Here is a 23,357-nt window from a genome sequence, read left to right as displayed (position 1 = left end):
GCCTACGCGATCTACACCTCCGGCTCGACCGGCCGTCCCAAGGGCGTCGCGGTCAGCCACGCCAGCATCGCCTGCCTGCTCGACCACTGGCTGGCGCGCCTCGGCCCGTTGCCCGGCGCCCCGGCGGCGCTGTGGTCCAGCATCGGTTTCGACGTCTCGGTGCAGGAGATCCTGCTGCCGCTGACCACCGGCGGCACCCTGCACCTGGCGCCGGAGGAGCTGCGGGCCGATCCGGACGCGCTGATGGGCTGGCTGCGCGAGCACCGGATCGTCCAGACGTACCTGCCGCCGGCCTTCGTGAAGTGGATCGACGAGGCCCCGGACCAGCGGCTGGCCGGGCTGGCGCTGCGTCAGCTGCTGGTGGGGGTGGAGCCGCTGCCGGAGCTGGCGCTGCGCCGGATGATCGAGGCGTTGCCCGGGCTGCGAATCCTCAACGGCTACGGGCCCACCGAGACCTCCGTCTACAGCAGCGCCTATCTGGACCTGCAGCCGCTGGCCCGGCAGTGCCCGATCGGCCGGCCGCTGGCCAACACCCGGATCTACCTGCTGGACGAGCGGCTGCAGCCGGTTCCGGTCGGGGTGGCGGCCGAGATCTACATCGCGGGCGCGGGCGTGGCCCGGGGCTACCTGGGCCGTCCCGGCCAGACCGCGGAGCGGTTCGTGCCCGACCCGAACGTCCCCGGCGAGCGGATGTATCGCACCGGCGACCTGGGACGCCGGCTGCCCGGGGGCGACATCAGCTACGCCGGCCGGCGCGACCACCAGGTCAAGCTGCGCGGCTTCCGGGTGGAGCTCGGCGAGGTGGAGGCGGTGCTGGGCGAGCAGCCCGGGGTGCACGAGGCGGCCGTCCTGCTCGATCAGGACGGCGCCGGCGAGCCGCGGCTGGTGGCCGCCGTCGCGATGGGCGACGTGCCGTCCCGGCAACCTGCCGACTGGCGGGCCGCGCTGTCCCGGCAGCTGCCGGGGTACATGATCCCGGCGGTGTTCCTGGAGCTGCCCGAGCTGCCGATGACCGCCAACGGCAAGCTCGACCGGGCGGCGCTGCTGCGCCAGGCTCGGGCGGACGGCCCGATGCAGGTCAACCAGAGCAGCCCGCGCGACCATGTCGAGCTGGCGCTGTACAAGATCTGGGAGCGGCTGCTGCTGCAGCCCGACATCGGGATCCGGGACAGCTTCTTCGACGTCGGCGGCAGCTCCATCTCGGCCATCAAGCTCGCGCACGCCATCGACGAGGAGTTCGGGCAGCGGCTGCCGCTCTCGGAGATCGTGGCGCACCCGAGCATCGAAGCGCTGGGCGCCCGGCTGCGCGATGGCTCCAGTGGCTCCGGCGGGCCGCCCGGCAACCTGATCGAGTTCCGTCCCGGCCATCCCGAGGGCTCGCGGCGGGGTTCCCGGCGGGTGATCTGCGTCCACCCGGCGGGCGGCACCGCGTTCTGCTACCTGTCGCTGGCCAAGGCGCTGCCCCCGTCCTACGGGGTCTATGGCATCCAGTCGCCCGGGGTGAACCCCGGCGAGTCGTTCCTGCCCACGGTCGAGGCGATGGCCGAGTCCTACCTGCGGCTGGTCGAGCCGCTGCTGGACGGGCCGCTGGTGCTGACCGGGCTCTCCTACGGTGGTCTGGTGGCCTATGAGATGGGACGCCGACTGGCCGAGGCCGGCCGGCAGGTGAGCGTGCTGCTGCTGGACACCCAGGGCACCGACGATCCGGTCGAGCGGGCCGAGATCGAGCCGGTGGACCTGCCGGAGTTCCGCGACAAGCTGATCAAGTTCAACGGGATGTACCCCGGGATCGAGGACTCCCAGATCGAGCAGTACTTCCACATCTACAACCACAACCGGCTGACCATGCGGGACTACCTGACGCCACCGTCGAGGGCCCGGCTGGTCCTGCTGCAGGCGGTGGCCAACCGGGACGCCGCCGACGTCGAGCAGGCGCAGGAGTTCTGGGGACGCCGGGCCGTCGACGCCCCCGGCGGTCTGACGGTGGAGGTGGTGGACTGCGACCACTGGGAGATCCTGGAGAGCGACGAGGTGCGCGGGGTGGCCGCGCTGATCGGCCGGGAGCTGGACTGCCTGTCCGAGCTCGCGCTGAGCGACTCGGCCGAGCCGGTGTTGAGCGACTCGGCCGCTCCGGTGTTGAGCGACTCGGCCGTGGGACCCCGGCCATGATCTCCACACTGGCCGCCGGGGTGCTGGCCCAGGCCCGCCGGACGCCGGACGCCGTCGCGGTGGTCGACGGCGACCGGCAGCTGGACTATGCCGGGCTGGCCGCGGCCAGCGCCGCGGTGGCCGAGGGCCTGCGCCGGCACGGGGTCGGCCCGGGGGACGCGGTCGCGGTCTGCCTGCCGCGCTCGGAGCAGCTGGTCTGCGCGATGCTCGGCGTGCTGCGGGCCGGGGCCGTGGTGGTGCCGCTGGACGCGCAGAGCCCACCCGAGCGGCGACGGCACATCCTCACCGACTCGGCCTGCGTGGCGCTGATCGGCCCCGACGCCGTCACCGCTGACGGGCTGCCGGACGGGGTACGCCCGCTGACGGCAGCCGAGCTGCTGGACACCGTCCCCGCGCAGGCCGACGTCCCGGCAGAGCCCGACGACAGCCCCCGGGTCTGTTTCGTCTTCTACACCTCGGGCACCACCGGCCGTCCCAAGGGCGTCGAGGTGCTAGACGTCAGCATCCAGCGGCTGGCCCGGCCGGGCTATCTCCGGCTGGCGGACTCGGCCCGGTTCGGCTGCCTGTCCAACCCGGCCTTCGACGCGATCAGCTTCGAGGTCTGGGCGCCGCTGCTCACCGGCGGCTGCTGCGTGATCCTGGACGAGCAGACGGTGCAGACGCCGGAGCTGCTGGCCGCGGCGCTGCTGGCCGGGCGCGTCGACACCATGTTCATCACCGCGGCGCTGTTCAACGCGGTGGTCGACCAGGTGCGCAACTGCTTCGCTGGCGTCGGCCAGCTGCTGGTGGGCGGCGAACAGCTCAACGCCACCCTGATCCGGCGCTGGTACCGCGACAACCCGGACGCCGCGACCCAGCTGTACAACATCTACGGGCCCACCGAGACCGCGACCTTCGCGCTGTGCCATGCCATCCCGCGCGACTTCGACGCCGACGTCGTGCCGATCGGGACGCCGCTGCGCGGCACCGAGGCCGTGCTGGTGGCCGACGGTCGGCTGGCCGCCGACGGCGAGACGGCGGAGCTGTATCTCGGCGGCGAGGCGGTCGCGGCCGGTTACCGCAACCTGCCCGAGGAGACGGCGCTGCGCTTCGTCCGGCTGCCGTGGCACGACGGAGGCCGGGATCGCTACTACCGCACCGGCGACCTGGTGCGCCGCAACGCCGCCGGCCTGGTGGAGTACCTCGGCCGGGCCGACCGGCAGGTCAAGGTGCGCGGCTTCCGGATCGAGCCCGAGGAGCTGGAACGCCAGCTGCTCAGCCATCCTGCGGTGCGCCAGGCCTACGTCTGCACCCGCGCCGCGGGCCCGCTGGGCGCCACCGAGCTGCTGGCCTACCTGGTGCTCGGCGAGCAGCTGGGCTTCGAGGACTTCGAGCGGCACCTGGCGGCCAGCCTGCCGTCCTACATGCGCCCGCACCGGGTGTACCTGGTCGAGGCGCTGCCGCTCACCGCCAACGGCAAGGTCGACCGGGACGCCCTGCTGGCCCGCGAGGACCCGCCGTGGCGCGCCGGGACCGGCGCCGGGAACGACACCGAGAGCGGCTCGGGGACCGGCTCCCAAGCCGTCACCGACTGGCAGCGCGAGGTGCTCGACCTGGCCGGCGAGGTGCTCGGCGTGGCCGGCCTGCGCCCGGGTGACCGCTGGATCGCCAACGGCGGCGACTCGCTCAAGGCGCTGCGGTTGCGGTTCGAGGCGCGCCGGCGCTGGGGCAGCGAGCTGCCGGCCGGGCTGATCCTGCAGTCGGACCTCGGCGGGCTCGCCGATGCCATCTCGGCCGGCCGGCAGCAGGCCGGCTCGCCCTATCCGGCGCCGGCCGGGCCGTCCGGCGCCACGTCGGCGCCGGCCACCTCCGAGCAGCAGCGGCTCTGGCTGCTGCAGCAGCAGGACCCGCAGTCGGTCGCCTACAACGTCGGGCTGGCCTTCCGGCTGACCGGCGCGGTCGACGTCCCGGCGCTGCGGCAGGCGCTGCGCCGGCTGGTGGCGCGCTACCCCGCGCTGCGGACCGGCTTCCAGCCCGTGGCCGGCGAGCTGCGCCAGCTGGTGGCCGAGCCGTACGACCCGTGGCTTGAGCCGGACCAGCAGCCGGGCAGTGACTGGCGTGGGTTCGCCGACCGGCTGTTCGCCGAGCCGTTCGACCTGGCCGAGCCACGGATGCTGCAGGCCTGCTGGCTCCCCACCGAGGACGGTGAGCGCCCGGCCGGGGTGCTGCTGCTGCGGCTGCACCACATCGCCGTCGACGGCTGGTCGGTCACCCTGCTGCTGCAGGCGTTGTCGGCCGGGTACGCGGCGGAGCTGGCGGGCGCGGGCCAGGCCGGCGTGCCTGAAGCGGACGAGCCGACCCCGCTGGACTACGCCGGCTGGCAGGCGGACTGGTTCAGCCGGCCCGGGTACGCCGACCAGCGTGCCCGGCTGCAGGCCTACTACGCCGGCCTGGACGCGCCGTCCGCGCCGCTGCTGCCCGACCCGGCCAGGGACCGCGCGGCCGGCCGGCTGCTGAGGGCAACGCTGCCCCCCGAGCGCCGCGCCGCGCTGGATCGTCTCGGCGCCGAGCTGGGGCTCACCCGGTTCCAGCTGATGCTGGGGGTGTTCGCCTGGAGCCTGTACGGCGTGACCGGCCGCGACCGGCCGCTGATCGCCAGCCCGGTCGCCAACCGGCCGGTGCAGGAGTTCTCCGCCAGCGTCGGGATGTTCGCCAACACCGTGCTGCTGCCGCTGCGGCTGGCCCCGGCCGAACAGCTGCGCCAGCAGCTGCGACGGCACGGCAACGACACAGACCAGGTGCTGGACTCCCAGGACGTGGCGCTGGCCGACGTGCTGAGCGACCACCGGTTCCGCCCGGACGGGCCGCTGTTCGACTTTCTGTTCGTCCTGGAGAACACCGACTACGCGAGCCTGACGCTGCCCGGCTGCTCCAGCCGGCCGGAGTGGCTGACCCCGGCACAGGCCAAGTGCGCGCTCACCCTGACGGTGCTCGAGCACGGCGGCGGCCTGGACTGCCTGTGGGAGTACGCCGACAGCTACCTCGACGAGGACGAGGCGCAGGCGCTGGCCGGGTTGTTCGAGCAGGCGCTGGACTGGCTGGTGGAGGGCCGGACGGCCACCCTGGCCGAGCTGGCCGCCGGCTACCGCGACAGCCTGCCGGAGCCGGGCCGGGGACGGGCGGCGGCGCTGAGCTATGCCACGGTGGCCGACGGCTTCGACCGGCAGGTCCGGCTGCACCCGCACGCGCCGGCGTTGCGGGCCGGGGACCGGACGGTCAGCTACGCCGAGCTGGACGCCTACGCCAGCGCGCTGGCCGCGGAGCTGCGGGCCAACTACCCGATCCCGGCCGCCGACCAGCCCTGCTGCGTCGCCCTGCACCTGGAGGCGTCGGTCGAGCATGTGGTGGCGCTGCTGGCGCTGGCCCGGCTGAACCTGACCATCGTGCCGCTGGATCCGGAGTACCCGCCGGAGCGGCTGCGCCACATCCTGAGCCAGATCGACCCGCTGTGCGTGCTGCTGCCGCCGGATTCCGCGGCCACCATCGACGTCGGACGGCTTCCCCGCCACCCGGTCCGGCTGCGCGTCCCGGCCGGGCCGGCGGTGCCCCCGCAGGCCGGGCCGGCGGTGCCCCCGCAGGCCGGGCCGCGACCGCTCTACACCCTGTTCACGTCCGGGTCCACCGGCGCCCCCAAGGGCGTCCAGGTGCCCGACGCGGTGCTGTGCAACCTGCTGCAGTGGCAGCAGGACGACGGTGGCCTGGCGCCCGGCGCGGTCACCCAGCAGTTCTCGATGCTCTCCTTCGACGTGTCGTTCCAGGAGGTCTTCACGACCCTGTGCGGCGGGGGTTGCCTGCACCTGGTGGACCCGGGCTGGCGCCAGGACGCCCCCGCCCTGCTGAGCCAGCTGGAGTCGGCCGGCATCGAGCGGATCTTCATGCCCTACGTCGCGTTGCAGCTGCTGGCAGAGCACGCGGTGCTGCTGGGCCGCTATCCCAGCCGGCTGCGCGAGGTGGTCACCGCGGGCGAGCAGCTGCTGTGCACCGATGCCATCCGCAGGTGGTTCTCCGGCCTGCCCGGCGCCCGGCTGTTCAACCACTACGGCCCCACCGAGACCCACGTGGTCAGCAGCCGGTGCCTGGACGGCGACCCGGCGGGCTGGCCGGTCCGGCCGGCCATCGGCGGCCCGATCGCCAACACCTGGCTGCGGGTGGTCGACGAGGCCGGCGAGGTCGTCCCGCCGGACTGTCCCGGCCAGCTGCTGATCGGCGGCCCGCTGGTGACGCCCTGCTACCTGGACGATCCCGAGCTCAACCGGGCACGCTTCGTCGAGCTGCCCGGGCTCGGGTACTTCTTCCGCACCGGCGACCACGCGCACTTCGACCGGCAGGGCCTGCTGCACTTCCTGGGACGCGAGGACCACCAGGTCAAGGTGAGCGGGCACCGGCTGGAGCTGGGCGAGGTGGAGGCCGCGCTGCTGCGGCACCCGGCAGTGGCCGCCGCGGTGGTGGTGCGCGACGGCGACCAGCTGGTGGCCTGCCTGCAGTGCCGGGGCGAGTCGCCCTCGGCGACCGAGCTGACCGAGCACCTGGCGCCGCTGCTGCCGGCATACGTGCGGATCAGCCGGTTCCGGCGGTTGCCGGCGCTGCCCCGGACGCCCAGCGGCAAGCTGGACCGGGCCCGGATGCTGAGCGCTCCGGGCGAGGAGCTGAGCGCGCGGGCCGTGGCCGGAGCGGGCATGTCCGCGCGCGAGGCGCAGCTGGCGGCGCTCTTCTCCGACGTGGTCGGCGTCCCGATCGAGGCCGACCAGCGGTTCTTCGACGCCGGCGCCTCCAGCCTGGGGCTGATGCGCTTCCAGCTGCGCTGCGTCGCCGAGCTGGGGCTGTCGGTGCGGATCGCGGACCTGTTCGAGCACGTCACCATCCGCCGGCTGGCCCGGTTCGTCGACGGCGAGCCGGCCGAGCAGCGCCCGGCCCCGCAGCGCCCAGCCGAGCACGTTCCAGCCGAGCACGTTCCAGTCGAGCAGCGCCCGACCGAGCACGTTCCCGCCGAGCAGCACCGCCCGCACGCCACGACCCGTCCGGTCGGGACGGAACCCGAGACGATTCCAGAGCCGATCGCGGTCATCGGCATGGCGGTGCGGCTGCCCGGCGCCGACGACCTGGCCGGCTTCTGGGACCTGGTACGCACCGGCCGGCGCGGTATCGAGCACTTCGAGGCGGCCGACGGCCTGGTCGGGGCCCGCAGCCAGCTGGCCGGCCTGCTGGCCTTCGATCCGGGCCACTTCGGCCTCAGCCGGCAGGAGGCCCGGCTGATGGATCCGCAGCAGCGCCACCTGCTGATGAGCTGCGTCCAGGCGCTGGCGCATGCCGGCATCGCCGGCTCGGCCCCGCACCGGGTGGGCCTGGTGGCAAGCTGCGGCGAGAACACCTACTTCCAGTCCCTGCTCCGCGAGGGCGACCCGGCGCAGCTGCCGGACGGCTTCCAGCTGGCCCTGCACCACGACAAGGACTTCCTGGCCACCAAGGTCGCCTACCACCTCGGCCTGACCGGGCCGGCCTTCACCGTGCAGTCCGCGTGCTCCAGCTCGCTGCTGGGCGTGCACATCGCCGCCGGGATGCTGCGCCAGGGCGACAGCGACGTGATGCTGGCCGGCGGGGTGCTCGTCGACCCCACGCTGAGCCGGGGCTACCGGTACCGGCCGCAGCACATCTTCTCCGTCGACGGCCATTGCCGGCCGTTCAGCGACGACGCCACCGGCACCATCGGCGGCAGCGGGGTCGGCGTGGTGGTGCTCAAGCCGCTGCGGCGGGCACTGGCCGACGGGGACACCGTCTACTCGGTGATCACCGGCTCGGCGGTCAACAACGACGGGTCGGCCAAGCTCAGCTACTCAGCGCCCTCGCTGGCCGGCCAGCGCGAGGTGATCCAGGCGGCGCTTCGGCGCAGCGGGCGCGCCAGCGCGGAGCTGGGCTACGTCGAGGCGCACGGCACCGGCACCCGGCTGGGAGATCCCGTCGAGGTCGATGCGCTGCGGCAGGCCTACGGGCTCTCGGAGTCCGGGCACTGCGCGCTGGCCTCGGTGAAGAGCCAGATCGGTCATCTCGGCGCCGCGGCCGGCGTGGTCGGGCTGATCCGCGCGACGCTGGCCGTGTACCACGGCGTGATCCCGCCGAATGTGGACTTCCACCGGCTCAATCCGGAGCTGGGGACGGACCCGGCGCCGTTCTACATCCCGACCGAGGCGCTGCCCTGGCCCGCGGACCGGCCCCGGCTGGCGGCGGTCAGCAGCTTCGGGATCGGGGGCACCAACAGCCACCTACTGGTCGAGGCCAACGCGCCGGTCCCCTCCGCGCAGCCGGCTGCCCCTCCCGCGTCGCGGCTGCTGATGCTGTCGAGCAGCAGCGCCGCCGCCCTGCGCGCCGACGCCGACCGGATCGCCGGCTACCTCACCGAGCATCCCGACGGCTACGACCAGGTGCTGCGGCATCTGCAGGCAGGCCGGCCGGCGCGCCGCTGGCGGATCGCGGCGCACTGCCCGGACGTCGCCCGCGCGGTGGCCTGGCTCCGCTCGGCCGAGGGTGTTCTGGTGACCTCCGGCGGGGACGCCGACCCACCTGCGGCCAGCGTTCCGGCCGATGGCGGACCAGCCAGCAGCCAGCCGGCCGACGTCGAGCGGATCGAGGCGCTGGCCGCCGGGTGGCTGCGCGGCGAGCCGGTCTGCTGGCCGGCCGGGCCGGCGCAGCCGCCGTGGGACTTCCCGCCGCCGTCGTTCGAGCTTGCCGATTTCGACTTCGAACGCGCCCTGGAAGCCGGACAATCCGTGCAAGCCGCACCAGTCGCATCAGCCGCAGCAGCCGCACACGCCGTTCAGCGCAACGGCCACCCCGCACCGGAACTCGCGGCGCCAGTCCTGCCGTCGGCTGCCGACCGGCTGCCCGAGCAGTCCTGGCTGCATCAGCCGCAGTGGGTTCGGTGGCGCCGGGCCGCTGCCACCCCCGTAGCGCCGATGTCCCGGCTGCTGGTCGTGATGACGGCCGAGCCGGTGGCCGCCGAGGCGATGCGGCCCTTCCAGGCGGTCTACTCCCAGGTGGTCCGGGTCAGCGCCGGGCACGCGTTCGGCAAGCTGGCCGAGGACGCCTACCAGGTCGACCCGGGTGACCCGGCATCGCTGGTGGAGCTGCTGAAGGAGCTGGACCTTCCCGGCCAGGACGGAATCGACTGGCTGCACGCGCTGCCCCTGGCGGTGGCCGGTCCGGTGAGCGCCGACGCGCTCGACCGCGCCGGCTGGGCCTGCCTGGACACTCCCGCAGCCCTGCTGCAGGCGGTGGACGGCCTGCCGGCGGCGACCGGCCTGCGGCCCTGGTGGCTGTCGTACCAGGGCCAGCCGGTCGACGGCAACGTGGCGCGGCCGGAGTTCGGGCTGCTCGCCGGTCCGTGCGAGGTGGCGCCGCAGGAATCCGGGATCGACGGGCGCTGGCTGGACCTGCCCGGTCCCGAGTTCAGCGACTGGGCAGCGCTAGTGGCTGGCCTGCTGGCCGGCCACCAGAACGATGCCGGGACCGGCCCGCGCCGGCTCGCGCTCCGGCAGGGCTACTGGTGGCAGCCGGCCGTGCTGCCGGTCACCGCGCCGGACCAGCCGGCCCCGGCCACCGGCGAGCTGCTGGTGGACGGCGGGGTCTACCTGGTTCTCGGTGGCACCGGCGGTATCGGCAGCAGCATCGCGGCCTGGCTGCTGGCCCAGGCCGACTGCCGGGTGGTCCTGCTGGCCCGTCGGACGTCCCTGCCCGCGGAGTTCGCGCAGTGGGCCGACCGGATCGAGCTGGTCGAGGCGGACCTGGCCGAGGAGCCGGCTGCCGTGTTCGCCCGGCTGAAGCCGCTGCTGGCCCGGCTGGACGGGGTGGTGCACGCCGCCGGGACGGCCGCCGGCGCCTTGATCGCCCGCCGGGACGTTGCCGCGATGCGGGCGGCCAGAGCTGCCAAGCTGCACGGCTGCCTGCTGGTGGAGCGCCTGATCCAGCGCTACCAGCCGACGTTCGCCGCCTACTGCTCCTCGATGTCGACGCTGTTCGGTGGCATCGGCCAGCTCGACTATGCCGCCGCCAACGGCCTGCTCGACGGCTTCGCCTGGCACCGGAGCAGCATCGCCGAGAGCACCGTGCGGCTGGGCATCGACTGGGACATCTGGAGCGAGGTCGGGATGGCGCAGGCGGCACAGCAGGCGCTGCGCACCGACGCCCGGCACCAGGCGCACCTGGCCGTCGGGCTGCGGGTGGCCGAGGGCCAGCGGGTGTTCGACCGGGCGCTGCGGCTGCAGCTGCCGCAGCTGCTGGTCAGCACCATCCCCCTGGACCAGGCCGGCAGCTTCTACGCGGCGTCCACCCGGGCAGCCGACCGGGCGCCGGACGAGACGCCGCCGGCGGAGACGATGCTGCCGGCCGAGGTGACGGCGACCAGCTCGGTCGCCGAGCAGCTGACGGACTGCCTGTGCCACTGGCTCGGCGTGGACCGGCTCGACCCGGCCGCGTCGCTGTATGACCTGGGCGCCGATTCCCTCGTCCTGCTGGACCTGATCGGTGAGGTGAAGCAGCGCTTCGGCGTCGACATCGAGCTCGCCCGGTTGAGCCACCGGGCGAGCCTGGCGGAGGTGCTGGCCGAGTACGAGGCGATCACCGGCACGACCGGCGGCTACCCGGCGCCGGCCCACACCTCCAACGGCAGCGGTCCGCACGCCACCGAGCTGGTGCGCCTGGACGTCTGGCAGGACGGCGCCGGCAGCGACCTGCTGTGCCTGATCCACCCGGTCGGCGGCGACATCCAAGCCTACCGGTCGCTGGTCTCGGCGCTGGACCCGCGGCTGACCGTGTGCCTGATCGCCGACCCGGCGCTGTACCGGCCCGAGCTGGAGCCGTGGTCGCTGGCCGAGCGGGCCCGGCGCTACCACGAGGCGCTGCGGGCGCGGTTCCCGCGGGCCGAGTGGCGCTGGCGGCTGGCCGGCTGGTCCTTCGGCGCCTGGGTCGCGCTGGCGATGGCCGCCGAGAGCGAGGACGCCGGGCAGCCGGTGGCCGGGCTCTACCTGCTCGACCCGCCGCCGGGCAGCGGCGCGGCGCTGCAGACCTATGACGAGCAGCAGCTGCGGACGGTGTTCGCGCTGGAGCTCGAGCAGGCCGGCGTGGCCGAACGGCCCGCGGCCGGCTCCGAGGCGGCTGCCTACGCCGAGCGGCTGGCCCGCTGCTGCCGGGCGAATCTGGCCAGCATGGCCGGTTACCAGTTGCCGCCGCTGGCCGGGACCCTGGTCGAGCTGTGGCTGGCTGGCCGTCCGGTGCCGGGGCTGCCCGAGCACGGCTCGGTGGCGCAGCGACGGCAGCTCTGGCAGGCGCTGCTGCCGGGGCTGGCCGGCTGCCACAGCGTCGACACCACCCATGATGGCATCGTCCGGCCGCCGGTGGCCCAGGCCATCGCCGAGGCCATCGGCGCCGCCTCGCTGCCGGTGTACGAGAACTGCTAGCAGGGAGAGGATCACCGAAGTGGACACCGACGACCTCGAGAACTGGTTCACCGCCGGCGCCAACCCGGCCGGCGCCGTCCGGCTGTTCCTCTTTCCGTTCGCCGGCGGCAACGCCAGCGCCTTCCTGCCCTGGCAGGAGCTGCTCGGGCCGCGGCTGGAGCTGCGGGTCGCCCAGCTGCCCGGCCGTGGCGTCCGGCTGTTCGAGCCGCCGATGACCGACATGGACGAGCTGGTCGCCCGGCTGACCCGGGCCGTGGCCAGCCTGGCCGACCGGCCGTTCGTCCTCTTCGGCCACAGCCTGGGCGCGCTGGTCGCCTTCGAGGTCGCCCGCCAGCTGCGTCGGGCCGGCCGGCCCGGACCGGTGAGCCTGTGGGTGTCCGGCGCCGAGGGGCCCCGGACCCGCCTGGTGCGCCGCCGCCTGCACGAGCTCGACGACCCGGAGCTGATCGAGGCGCTGCGCGACTACAACGGCACCGCGCCGGAGATGCTGGACGACCGGGAGATGATGGGGCTGTTGCTGCCCGGCCTGCGCGCCGACTTCGCCCTGGACGAGTGCTACCGCTACCGTGCCGAGCCGCCGCTGGACCTGCCGATCCACCTGCTGGTCGGTGACGCGGACCCGCACGTCGAGCACGACCGGGCCACCGGCTGGTCCTGGGAGACCAGCCAGCCGGTGCAGCAGCACTGCTACCCCGGTGACCACTTCTTCCTCTATCCCCATCAGCAGAGCATCACCGCGCTGCTCGCCGAGACCGCGGCCCAGGCAGCGCAACCGGCTTCCGGGGCAGGACCGTCGTGAATCCCTATCAGTCCCTGCCGGCCCGCTCGTTCTGGCGCACGGCGGTGGCCGAGCCGGAGATGCTGGCCATCGACGACCTGTGGACGCCGAAGTTCGACCTCGGCCAGGACGATCCCATCCTCACCGCGGGGTCGTGCTTCGCCCGCCACATCGGGCGCACCCTGCTGGAGCTGGGGATGAACTGGCGCGACGCCGAACCCGCGCCGCCGGGACTGACCGCCGCCGAGCGCGCGGCCCGCCAGTACGGGGTGTTCTCCTTCCGCACCGGCAACATCTACACCGCGGCGATGCTGCGTCAATGGCTCGGCTGGGCCACCGGCGCGGAGGTGCCCGGCGAAGAGAGCTGGGTCGAGGACGGCCGGCACTTCGACCCGTTCCGCCCGTCCGTGGAGCCGGCCGGCTATGACTCGGCCGAGGCGATGCTGGCCGCGCGGCGGACGACCCTGGCCGCCATCCGCGCCGCCGTGGCCGATGCCAGCTGCCTGGTGTTCACCCTCGGGCTGACCGAGGCCTGGCATGACCGCCGCGACGGCGTGGTGTACCCGGTCTGCCCCGGCACGGTGCGCGGCGTGTTCGATCCCGACCGGCACGAGTTCCGCAATCACGCCTTCGCCCAGGTACAGCAGGACGTCCTGGCCGCGGTCGACCTCGCCCGGTCGGTCAACCCGGGACTGCGGGTGCTGCTGACGGTCTCGCCGGTGGGGCTCACCGCGACGGCCACCGGCGAGCATGCCCTGACCGCCAATACCTATTCCAAGTCGGTGCTGCGCGCGGTGGCCGGCCAGCTCGCGCAGGAGCACGAGCAGATCGATTACTTCCCGGCCTACGAGATCATCACCGGCGTGCCGTTCCGGGGCGCGTTCTACGAGCCGAACCTGCGCGACGTCACGCCGGAGGGCGTGGAGTTCGTGATGCGCCGGTTCACCGCCGCGCTCAGCCGCCAGTCCGCGAGCCAGACAGCGAGCCAGTCCGCGAGCCAGCCAGCGGGCCACCAGGCGGGCCCCGACCGCGCCGACAGCGGGAAGGAGGCGGACCTCCTCTGTGACGACGCAGTTCTCGACTACTACAACGCCCGCTAGGTTCCTGCTGCTCGGCGATTCGCACGCCGCCCCGATCGGCCGGGCGGCGAAGGCGGCCGGAATCGCCTTCAGCGGCGGGCCGATCGGCTCGGGGCGCGACTTCAACGCAGGCTTCCTCGAGCTGCGCGCCGACGACGTCGCCTTCCGCGACACCGAGGCGCAGGCCTACTACCAGGGCTTCCTGGACGAGCTCGGGGTGGCCGCCCTCGGCCAGCTCGACGTCCCGGTGATCTCCACCTTCGGCTTCAACGTGCACACCTTCGCCACCACCGAGAACTGGCAGCTCTACCGGTCAGCGGACGGCGACTTCCCGCCCGGGTTCCTGACCAGCCGGCTCTTCGACGGGATCGTCCGGGTGATGGCCCGCGACGCGCTGGCCTTCTACCGCCACGCCGGCGAGCTCGGGCTGCGGGTGCTCGCGGTGCTGCCCCCGCAACGGGTGCCGGCGATGGCGGACCCGCAGGTGTTCCTGGCCGCGCAGGACACCATGGTGCGCGCCCTGACCGCGCTCGGCGTGGAGCTGGTGGACCTGCGCGCCCGGGTGACCGACGCCAGCGGATTCCAGCGACCGGAGCTGTGCGAGGCCAACGACCCGATCCACGGCAACCTGGCCTTCGGCCGGCTCATCCTCACCGAGCTGCTGGACCGCGGGCTATGACCTGGCGCCTGCCCGACCCTCGACTGACGACCCGAAGGGACTGTTGAGCCATGGACCAGTTCACCCGCGCCGCGGCGGAGCGGTTGACCACCCGCCCGCCGGAGAATTACCAGCAGATATCGGTGCAATCCCTGACACCGGTGATCGGCGCCGAGGTGTCGGGCATCGACCTGTCCCAGAAGCTGTCCGAGGAGCAGGTCGCGGAGCTCAAGCACGCCTTCCTGACCCATCACGTGCTGGTGTTCCGCGATCAGCAGCTGAGCCCGGAGGATCACAAGCGGTTCGCCCGCTGCTTCGGCGAGCTGCGAAGGCAACAGCGCGCCGAGGGCGACGACCGGGACCCGGAGATCCTGGACATCAAGGCCGACCAGAACTCCACCTTCGTCGACGGCAACGACTGGCACACCGACGGCACCGCCGATGCCGAGCCGTCGCTGGGATCGATGCTCTACATGACCAAGCCACCGGCCATCGGCAGCGGCGGCGACACCATGTTCGCCAACATGCACCTGGCCTACGAGATGCTCTCGCCGACCATGCAGGGCTTCCTGGACGGCCTGACCGCGGTGCACGACGGGCTGGTGCCCTGGAAGGGATACCAGCCGCCGGCGGACTTCGTCATCCCCAAGAGCGAGCACCCGGTGGCGCCCCGCCATCCCGAGACCGGCCGCAAGCTGCTGTTCGTCAATCCCGGCTTCACCACGCACATCGTGCAGCTGTCGGCCGAGGAGAGCAGGGCGCTGCTGGACCTGCTGTTCGGCCTGGTCGCCACCAAGCCGCTGCTGAGCTGCCGGGTGCGCTGGACCCCCAACACCCTGGTGTTCTGGGACAACCGGTGCACCCAGCACCACGCGATCTGGGACTACTACCCACATGCCCGGTACGGCCAGCGGGTGACGATCAACGGCACCCGTCCCACCGCCTGAACTCCGGTCCACGCCTGGCAATCCCAGGCTGCGCTCAGGCCAGTGGCTGGGAGTCCTCGGCCTGCAGAACCGTCCTGGCCGGCTGTTGCTGCCAGGCGCCGTGCAGTCCGAAGGCGACCAGCCCCCGGTTCTGCAGCCGCTCGAAGGCGACGATGGCTTCTGTGGTGGGCACCCCGGCAAGCCGGGCGATGTCGGCCACGGTGCGCCGCCGGTCCACCTGCGCGAGCAAGCCGAACTCGGTGCGATCCAGCGGGCTGCGATGGCCGGTCCGGGTCCGGACCAGTTGCCGGGCCTGCCCGACCGCGCCCCCGCTGGTCGGCACCTCTGTCTCCAGGGTCAGGTTCGGCGACAGCACCGGCACCAGCCCGGCCCGGTCGGCGGTGTCGGCCGCACGGACCTTGCTGACCCGCCGGCCCTGCAGGTACAGCACGTCGAAGTTGCTGGCCAGGAAGCATTCCAGCGCGTCGGCCGGGGTCTCGACGATCGGCTCGCCGCGGATGTTGAACGAGGTGTTGAGCACCAGCGGCAGGCCGGTCAGGTCGTAGAACGCCTCGATCAGCGCCCGGAACTGGCCCTGGTGATCCGGCGCCACCGACTGGATCCGGCAGGTCCCGTCGGCGTGGACGATGCTCGGGACGAGCTGGGTGTACCGGTCGCGGACCTGGGCCACGATCAGCATGAACGGGTCGTCGACGTCGATGTCGAAGTACTCGCTGGCATGTTCGGCCAGCACCGAGGCGGCATAGGGCCGGAACGGCTCGCGGAACTTCACGTGCGCGTTGAGGTAGTCCTTCATGCCGGGCACCCGGGGGTCGCAGATGATGCTGCGGTGCCCCAGCGAGCGCGGCCCGAACTCGCTGCCCAGGTCGAACCAGCCCACCACCGAACCGGCCGCGACGTCCCTCGCTGCCAGCTCCGGCACCCGGTCGTCGACGTCCTCCCAGCTGACCAGGTCGGCGCGCTCGGCCAGGGCGGCATCCACCTCGTCCGGGCGGTACACCCGGCCGTGGTAGTCGTGCCGGTAGTCCCAGCTCGGCACCGAGCCGGTCAGCTCGTGGTGCCCGTAGAGCGCTGCGCCGATGGCCACCCCAGCGTCACTGGCGGCCGGCGTGATGAACAGCTCGGTGAAGCTGGACTCGCGCAGCAACCGGCCGTTGGTGACGCTGTTGAGGCCGACACCGCCGCTGACCGCGAGCCGGGTCTCCCCCGTCCGCCGGTGCAGGTCCTCGGCCAGGTGCAGGATCGCCCGTTCCAGTTCGGCCTGCACCTTGGCGGCGATGTTGCGGCACACCTCGTCCTGCTCGGCCGGCAGCGCCGAGCGCGGGGGCAGCCGGGTGATCCAGAGCGTGTCGATGTCCATCTCCGGACCGGACAGGTCGACGATCGGGTCTGGAAAGGCGCTGGCATCGCCGTAGGCGGCCAGTCCCATGGTCTTCCCGGCGTGCTTGAAGGAGCCGAAGATGTACTGCGAGGCCATCGAGTACATGTGTCCGAGGCTGGCGAACCGGAAGAACGGCCGGCTGGCATGCCAGAGCGCCCACCGCTTGGACACCACCGTCAGCTGGCCGGAGCCGATCCGGTAGAGCGACTCGGCCTCCTCCATCTCGGAGAACTCCGGCGCCGGGCCGAGGTCGGTCCGGCCGCGGCGGTGGTACTCGCCGTAGCAGTAGCCGCTGCCGTCCAGGATCAGCACCGCAGCCTCGGGGTAGCCCGAGCCCACCCAGGCGTAGTAGGCGTGCAGCAGGTGGTGTGACGGGTTGGTGATCAGCCGCCCGGTGTAGCCGCCGGCCAGCAGGTCGGTGTCGTAGTCGCACTCGGCCAACTGGTTGACCACGATGCAGTCGACCGCGTTCACATCGGGCAAGCCAGCCGCATCCAGGCAGTACCGGACGGCCAGGTGCGGAAAACCCTCGTGATACTTGACCCGGCTGAGCCGCTCCTCGCACACCGCCGTCACGAGTTCGCCGTTGATCAGCAGGCAGGCGGCGGCGTCATGCGAGGTGTTCAGGCCGAGGACGATGGTGTCGGTCATGCCGGCTCACCGCGACGACTGGTGCAGGTGTTGGTGCCCAACGCATTTCCTTCCGGCGCCGAGGTGGCGCTGCCCAGCCGCGTTTCATCCGTGCCTGTTGATGTGTGCAGCGAAAGCACCCTAACCGAGCCGGGCTGTTCCGTCAGTCGATTCGCCGGTCAACCCGTTCTTCGTCAGCCGATCCGGGCAGCGCAGCTGTCGGCCAGGCCCTCGGCCAGCCGCGTGTAGGCCAGCCGGCGAAGCCGGTCCTGGTCGGCTGGCTGCGCTTCGGTGCGGCCGGCGGCGTTCGCCCAGGCCTGCGCGCAGGCTCGCGCCAGGGCGAATGGATAGGCCTCGGCGTAGTCCTGCGGATCGCCCGAGGCGTAGGCCGTCGCGAGCACCGCGGCGTTGGCCACCGCGTTGGACTCGGCGAAGGACCTGCGGTTGGAGTCGGTGCTCGTCGCGGCGTAGGAGTCGGCGAAGGACACCGCGCCCTGCTCGCTGAAGTTGTTGGCCTGGGCGTAGGCGCTGGCACTGGCGTGCGCGCTCGCGTAGGCCTCCGCGTAGCCGTAGGCATGCCGGTACAGCTGGTGCAGCGCCGGCTCGAGCGCCGCGCGCCAGTCCGCCTCGCGGACCTGCTCGCCGGCCGCCGCCCGGGCATGCAGTTGCCGCAGCCCGTCCGCCTCGCCCAGCCCGGCGTCGGCCAGCATCGGCAGCACGGTGCGCACCTGCCAGTCGTGCACCACGCTGAACGGCAGGGAAGCGCCCGGCGCGCTGAGCAGGTCGGCGAGACGGCGCGCCCATCCGGATGCGGCCTGCGGGTCGTGGCCGGCGTAGCCGTCGTACAAGGTCGCGAGCACCGCCGGCAGCCAGGCCGGCAGCCGGCCCGGTTGCTCGAAGGGCTCGCCCTGCTCAGCGGAGGGCGCGGTGGCCGGCGGCTCGCTCATTCGCGCGATCGTACTTGTGTCGCAGCGGATCCTCCCATCGCTTTCGCTGCGGCCGGGCGGCCCGGGCAGGTAGGTTGGCCGACGTGCCTGGGTCGATCTCTTCTGTGGTCCGGTGACTGGTCCGGTGACCGCGCCGGACCGGGTCCGGCTGGGCGGCTCTGCCTGGAGCATCTGGCCGGACGTCGCGGTGCGCGGCGCCGGTTTTCCCGCCCGGCTGGTGCTGTCGCTGCGCGATCCTGAGCTGGCAGAGGCAGCCGACGCGGCTGCCGACGCGGCCGAGGACCGGTACCGGGAGGTCTACGCCGCCGCCGTCCAGCGGCTGTCGGAGGCGGTGCGGGCGACCGCCGCGGACCCGCGTTTCCGGGAGGCGATCGCCTGGCAGAATCCGGCGCTGATCCCTACCTGCCTGGACAAGGTGGTCGGTGGCGAGCCGCGCAACAGCCGTGGCCGCGACCACCAGCATGCGGTGGCCAGCTACCTGCAGCGCTATGCCCTGAAGAACGAGACCATCGGTTTCTTCGGCCCGGTCGGCTGGGCCCGGGCGACCTGGGATGAGCCGGCCCTCTCGGTCGTGCCGGGTGCTCAGCTGGTGCGCGACCGCGCCACCTACTTCGAGAGCTGGGGCATCGACGAGCTGGCCGAAGCCATCGCCGGCCTGCCCGGTGTCCTCGAGTGGTTGCGGCCGCGCCGCGACACTGCCCTGGTGCTGGCCGGCGGCGCCATCCGCTATCCGGACGGGACAATCCGCCCACTGTCGCCGCTGCAGGCGCAGCTGTTCGCCGCCGCCGATGGCAGCCGGACGGTGGGCGAGCTGCTGGGCGAGGCGGCCGGCGAGCAGGATGCGCTGGCACAGCTGACCGAACTCGATCAGCTCGGGGTGCTCACGCTGGCGCCGTACGGGCCGATCGCCGCCCGGCCCGAGCGCGTCCTGGCCGGCCAGCTGGGCCTGATCGGCGACCAGCGGGTCCGGGACGCCGCCTTGCAACCGCTGGCCGAGCTGGTCGCCGCCCGGGATGCGGTTGCTGCCGCCTCGGGCAGCGCGGGGGACGTGCTGACGGCGACGGAGGCACTGCGCGCGCTGTTCGTCCAGCACACCGGGCAGGCCGGCACCCGGCGGTCGGGGCGCAGCTACGCCGGGCGCACCCTGGTCTACCAGGACGCCGTCCGGGACGTCCGGATCGAGATGGGCGCGGTGGTGCTGGACGCGCTGGGCGAGCCGCTGGGGATCGTGCTGGACAGCGCGCGCTGGCTGCTGCGGCAGATCGCCCAGCGGTACCGGGAGGTGTTCACCCAGCTGTACCAGGAAGAAATCCAGCGCACCGGAGCGGCCGCCCTGCCGCTGGCGCGCCTGCTCACGCTTGCCGCGCCGCGGCTGTACGCCGCGGGCCGTGGCCTGCCCGAGCCGATCGAGACGGTCCTGCGGGACTTCCAGCAGCGCTGGCAGGAGGTGCTGGCGATCCCGGCCGGCGTGGCCCGGCACCAGGTCAGCTGCGAGAACATCTCGGCCCGGGCCGCGCACGCCTTCGCGGTGGGCGACGAGCCGGCCTGGAGCACGGCCATCCATGCCAGCCCGGACGTGATGCTGGCCGCGTCCGGCATCGAGGCGGTGGCCGCCGGGAACTTCCTGCTGGTGCTGGGCGAGCTGCACATGTCGGTGAACACGCTGGAAGGCAGGCTGTTCGTCGAGCAGCATCCCGACCCCGACCGGCTGCTCGGCTGGGCGGAGGCAGACCATGCGGCCACGGGCAGGATCTATGCCATCCCGCCGAAGCACTCGCTGGTGGTCTCCTCCCGCGGTGCACCGCCCTCGGCGCTGCTGTCACCGAACTGGACGTACTGGTCGAGGTCGGAGGGGCCCGATTCGGCGTGGCCACCGGCGCCGGTGCTCGCGGCAGCCGACCTGATGGTGGTGGCTGGGCCGTCGGGCCTGGTGGTGCGCTCGGAGAGCACCGGCGCGTGCTACGACCTGCTGGAGACGTTCAGCGACTTCCTGTCCGGTGCGGTGATCAATGCGTTCCGGCCGGTCGCCGGCGCCGGGCACCAACCCCGGGTGACGATCGATCGCCTGGTGCTGAGCCGGGAGTCGTGGCGGCTGCCGGTGGCCGACGCCGACTGGGCCTTGCTGGCGGACGAGGGCGCGCGCTACCTGCAGGCCCGGCGGTGGCAGCGCCGGTGCGGCCTGCCGGAACGGGGTTTCGTCAGCGTGGCGGTCGAGGACAAGCCCACCGCGATCGATTTCGGCAGCCTGGCCCTGGTCAATCTGCTCACCAAGCTGATCCGGCGGACCGCCGAGGCCGATCCGGCGGGCAGCGTCCGGATCACCGAGTTGCTCCCGGACCTGGACCAGCTCTGGCTCTGCGACGCCGAGAACGAGCGGTACAGCTGCGAATTCCGGATGGTGGCCGTCGACGGCACGTTCACAGGCACGCCTGATATCTGATCTGACAGATGACGACACCGGCCCCGGCCGCCATGGATGCGATCGGAGCCGGTGTCGAGCTCTCCCGGTGTGGTCAGGATGCGGCGTGGGCGCCCACCGGAGCGCTCAACACGACGGGCAGCGTCTTGTACCCGTTCATGATGAAGGTGCCCTGCGGCTCGAGCTCGTCCTCGCTGACCGCCATCGCCATGTCGGGGAACCGGTTGAACAGCGCCGGAAGCGCGATCATGGCTTCCATGCGTGCCAGCGGCGCGCCGAAGCAGTAGTGCGTGCCGTGACCGAAGCTCAGATGCTCCTTGTCGGAACGGGTGATGTCCCACTCAGCGGCAGTCTCACCGTGCACGTTGGGATCGCGGCCGATGGCTGCGTACCCCATCAGGATCGGGTCGCCCTTGGGGATCGTCACGCCATCGACCTCGATGTCCTCGACGGCGTACCGCAGCGGCAGCATGTTCAGCGGCGACTCCACCCGCAGCGTCTCCTCGATCACGTCCTCCCAGCTCGCCCGGCCGTCCTCGACCATCGCCCGCTGGTCCGGGTTGGTCAGCAACCGGAAGACGGCGTGGGTGATCAGGTTCATCACGGTCTCGGAGCCGGCCCCGAGCGCCACGAACAGCGTGCCGATCAGTTCGGAGTCCGTCAGGCCGCTCTCGGTGTCGGCGATCAGGTCGCTGGTGAGGTCGTCTCCCGGGAACTGCCGCTTCGCCTCGATGAACTGGGCGAACTGCTTGGTCCACATCTGGACGTTCGCGGCCGCCTCTTCCGGGGTGATCGAGGAGTCGGTGGTGACCTCACCGCCGCGCAGGACCTCGGCCCGGGCCTCCTCGGGAATGCCGAACAGGTCGCAGATGATGGACGCGGGCAGCCGGTAGGCGAAGTGCTTCTTCAGGTCCACCACCTCACCGGGCGCAGTGGCCGCCAGGTCGTCGAGCAGGCTCGCCACCGTCTTCTCGATGTAGGGCTGCATCGCGCGGATCCGGCGTGGCGTGAAGGCCTTGACCACCGGGCGGCGCAGGCGGGTGTGGTCCTCGCCGTAGGCGGTCGTCATGTTCTCCATGGCAGGCCAGCTGGCCAGTGGCCAGTCCTGGCCGATCTCGCCGCTGATGTAGGCCGGCCAGTGCTGACGGGGGTTCTTCGACACCCGCGGGTCAGTCAGCAGCTCCATGGCCAGCTCGTGGCCGACGACCGTCCATCCCATGACACCCTGGGGCAGCTCCACCCGGGCGATCTGCCCCTGCTCACGCAGACGTTCGCCCTCGGCGTGCACATCCCTTCCGGTGGTGTCCAGGACATAGGGGCAACGGCTTTCCATAAGAACCTCCGAGGGGGAATTGCGACGATTGTCTTTGATGACCCTAACGAGTATTCTGTCGGCGCTTATCTCTCGGCGTGCCTACTCCGGTGACTTCCCTGTCGGCTTACTTCCCGGTCGGCGTCCAACCCAGCTCGGACCGACTCGGCGCCTCGCTCGTGAGCGCCTCACTCCGTGGCCAGAACGCTAATCCCGCGCGGTAGCGAGCGGATCTTGGTGAGTGCCGGATCGGTTGCGGTGCCCCGCCAGTCGCAGAACTCTCCTGGCGTCTCATCCATTACACACGCTATTCACAAGGGGCCAGCTGTCCCCCTATTCTCAGGCGTGGCCGGCGATCCCGGCACCGCGCGCCTCCCAGGGCGCTGCGCATCCCCCGTACCCCGAGGAGTAGTCGTTGAGAAGTAACTCGATCTTGCGCGGCATGGTGGCGCTGGCTCTTGCCGGCACCGCCGTCCTGGCGCTGCCCACCACGGCAGCCCAGGGCGCTGCCGCGCTGGCCGCACCGGACATCTCGCTGACCAACATGCAGGGCCACCTCTCTCAGTTCCAGACGATCGCCAGCAACAACGGCGGCAACCGCCGGTCGACCAGTGCGGGCTACACGGCCTCGGTGACCTACGTCTACGACAAGCTGGTCGCGGCCGGCTACTCGGTGGTCAAGCAGCCGTGCACCTCGGGCTGCACCCTCAACGCGGGCCCGAACGTGATCGCCAACTGGCCGAACGGCGGCGGTGACCCCAACCAGGTGGTCATGATGGGCGCGCACCTGGACAGCGTGAGCGCCGGCCCCGGGGCCAATGACAACGCCTCGGGCTCCTCGATGCTGCTGGAGGTGGCGCTGACGCTGGCCGCGCAGAACCCGACGCTGGCCAAGAAGGTGCGCTTCGGCTGGTGGACCGATGAGGAGCAGGGGCTCAACGGCTCGGAGTTCTACGTCAACTCGCTGCCCAGCACCGAGCGGACCAAGATCAAGAACTATCTGAACTTCGACATGGTCGCCTCGACCAACGCTGGCTACTTCATCAACCGGATCACCAGCGCGACCGGGCAGATCGTGAAGGCCTACTACGACTCGATCGGGGTGCAGACCGAGGAGAACACCGAGGGCGCGGGGCGTTCGGATGACGCGTCGTTCAACGCCGCCGGCATCCAGACCAGCGGCATCGCCGCCGGCGCCAGCGCGACCAAGACCTCCGCGCAGGCCACCAAGTGGGGCGGCACCGCCGGCGCCTCCTACGACCCCTGCTACCACCGGTCCTGCGACACCTACCCGAGCAACGTCAACACCACGGTGCTGAACCGTGCCGGCGACGCCGCGGCGTACGCGCTGTGGAACCTCGCGGTCGGCACCACCAGCAGCGTGGTGGTGGCCAACCCGGGTTCGAAGACCGGGACGGTGGGTACTGCGACCAGCCAGCAGATGTCGGCCAGTGGCGGCACCGCTCCGTACACCTGGACGGCGACCGGCCTGCCGGCCGGGCTGAGCATCAACGCCTCGACCGGGTTGATCTCGGGCACCCCGACGACCGCG

Annotated in this window: 11 protein-coding genes; 8 read left to right on the top strand and 3 right to left on the bottom strand. The window is 72.4% G+C overall.

Translation table 11 applies throughout. The annotated features are described in order from the left end of the window. From VF612_RS14810 to VF612_RS14785, 6 genes are all read left to right on the top strand, one after another. Positions 1-2,169 (top strand): alpha/beta fold hydrolase (locus tag VF612_RS14810; protein WP_408660622.1); only part of this gene is annotated, 2,169 nt, incomplete at its 5' end. Next, the gene (locus VF612_RS14805) at positions 2,166-11,654 is read left to right on the top strand and encodes an amino acid adenylation domain-containing protein (RefSeq protein ID WP_408660621.1); all 9,489 of its coding nucleotides are present in this window, start codon (positions 2,166-2,168) and stop codon (positions 11,652-11,654) included. The genes VF612_RS14810 and VF612_RS14805, both read left to right, overlap by 4 nt. Positions 11,655-11,673: 19 nt before the next feature. After that, the gene (locus VF612_RS14800) at positions 11,674-12,453 is read left to right on the top strand and encodes a thioesterase II family protein (RefSeq protein ID WP_408660620.1); all 780 of its coding nucleotides are present in this window, start codon (positions 11,674-11,676) and stop codon (positions 12,451-12,453) included. Further along, a complete protein-coding gene (locus VF612_RS14795; protein WP_408660619.1) occupies positions 12,450-13,532 on the top strand; it encodes a GSCFA domain-containing protein in 1,083 nt (360 codons plus the stop codon). The genes VF612_RS14800 and VF612_RS14795 overlap by 4 nt, the downstream gene beginning before the upstream one ends. After that, complete coding sequence (locus tag VF612_RS14790; protein ID WP_408660618.1) at positions 13,495-14,190, top strand: hypothetical protein; 696 nt, start codon at positions 13,495-13,497, stop codon at positions 14,188-14,190. The genes VF612_RS14795 and VF612_RS14790 overlap by 38 nt, the downstream gene beginning before the upstream one ends. Before the next feature lie 50 nt (positions 14,191-14,240). Further along, positions 14,241-15,116, top strand: a complete 876-nt coding sequence (locus VF612_RS14785; protein ID WP_408660617.1) for a TauD/TfdA dioxygenase family protein — start codon at positions 14,241-14,243, stop codon at positions 15,114-15,116. A 34-nt stretch (positions 15,117-15,150) separates the two neighbouring features. On the opposite strand, the gene VF612_RS14780 is transcribed toward VF612_RS14785, so the two are convergent. Next, the gene (locus VF612_RS14780) at positions 15,151-17,148 is read right to left on the bottom strand and encodes a carbamoyltransferase family protein (protein ID WP_408660616.1); all 1,998 of its coding nucleotides are present in this window, start codon (positions 17,146-17,148) and stop codon (positions 15,151-15,153) included. A gap of 173 nt (positions 17,149-17,321) precedes the next feature. Further along, positions 17,322-18,074: a SpcZ gene (locus VF612_RS14775; protein ID WP_408660615.1), complete on the bottom strand. Its 753-nt coding sequence runs from the start codon at positions 18,072-18,074 to the stop codon at positions 17,322-17,324. 112 nt (positions 18,075-18,186) lie between these two features. On the opposite strand from VF612_RS14775, the gene VF612_RS14770 reads away from it, so the two are divergent. Next, positions 18,187-20,514, top strand: coding sequence for a lantibiotic dehydratase (locus VF612_RS14770; RefSeq protein WP_408660614.1), 2,328 nt, complete (start codon positions 18,187-18,189; stop codon positions 20,512-20,514). A 73-nt stretch (positions 20,515-20,587) separates the two neighbouring features. Here VF612_RS14770 and VF612_RS14765 read toward each other — a convergent pair whose 3' ends face one another. Continuing rightward, on the bottom strand, positions 20,588-21,826 hold the full coding sequence (locus VF612_RS14765; protein WP_408660613.1) for a cytochrome P450 family protein: 1,239 nt from the start codon (positions 21,824-21,826) through the stop codon (positions 20,588-20,590). 394 nt (positions 21,827-22,220) lie between these two features. Here VF612_RS14765 and VF612_RS14760 point away from each other — a divergent pair. Continuing rightward, on the top strand, positions 22,221-23,357 hold a 1,137-nt coding region (locus tag VF612_RS14760; protein ID WP_408660612.1), incomplete at its 3' end, for a M28 family peptidase.

It is taken from the genome of Jatrophihabitans sp., from assembly GCF_036388195.1.
In the GTDB taxonomy this organism is placed as follows: domain Bacteria; phylum Actinomycetota; class Actinomycetes; order Mycobacteriales; family Jatrophihabitantaceae; genus Jatrophihabitans_A.
This window is presented reverse-complemented; position numbering and strand designations above follow the sequence as displayed.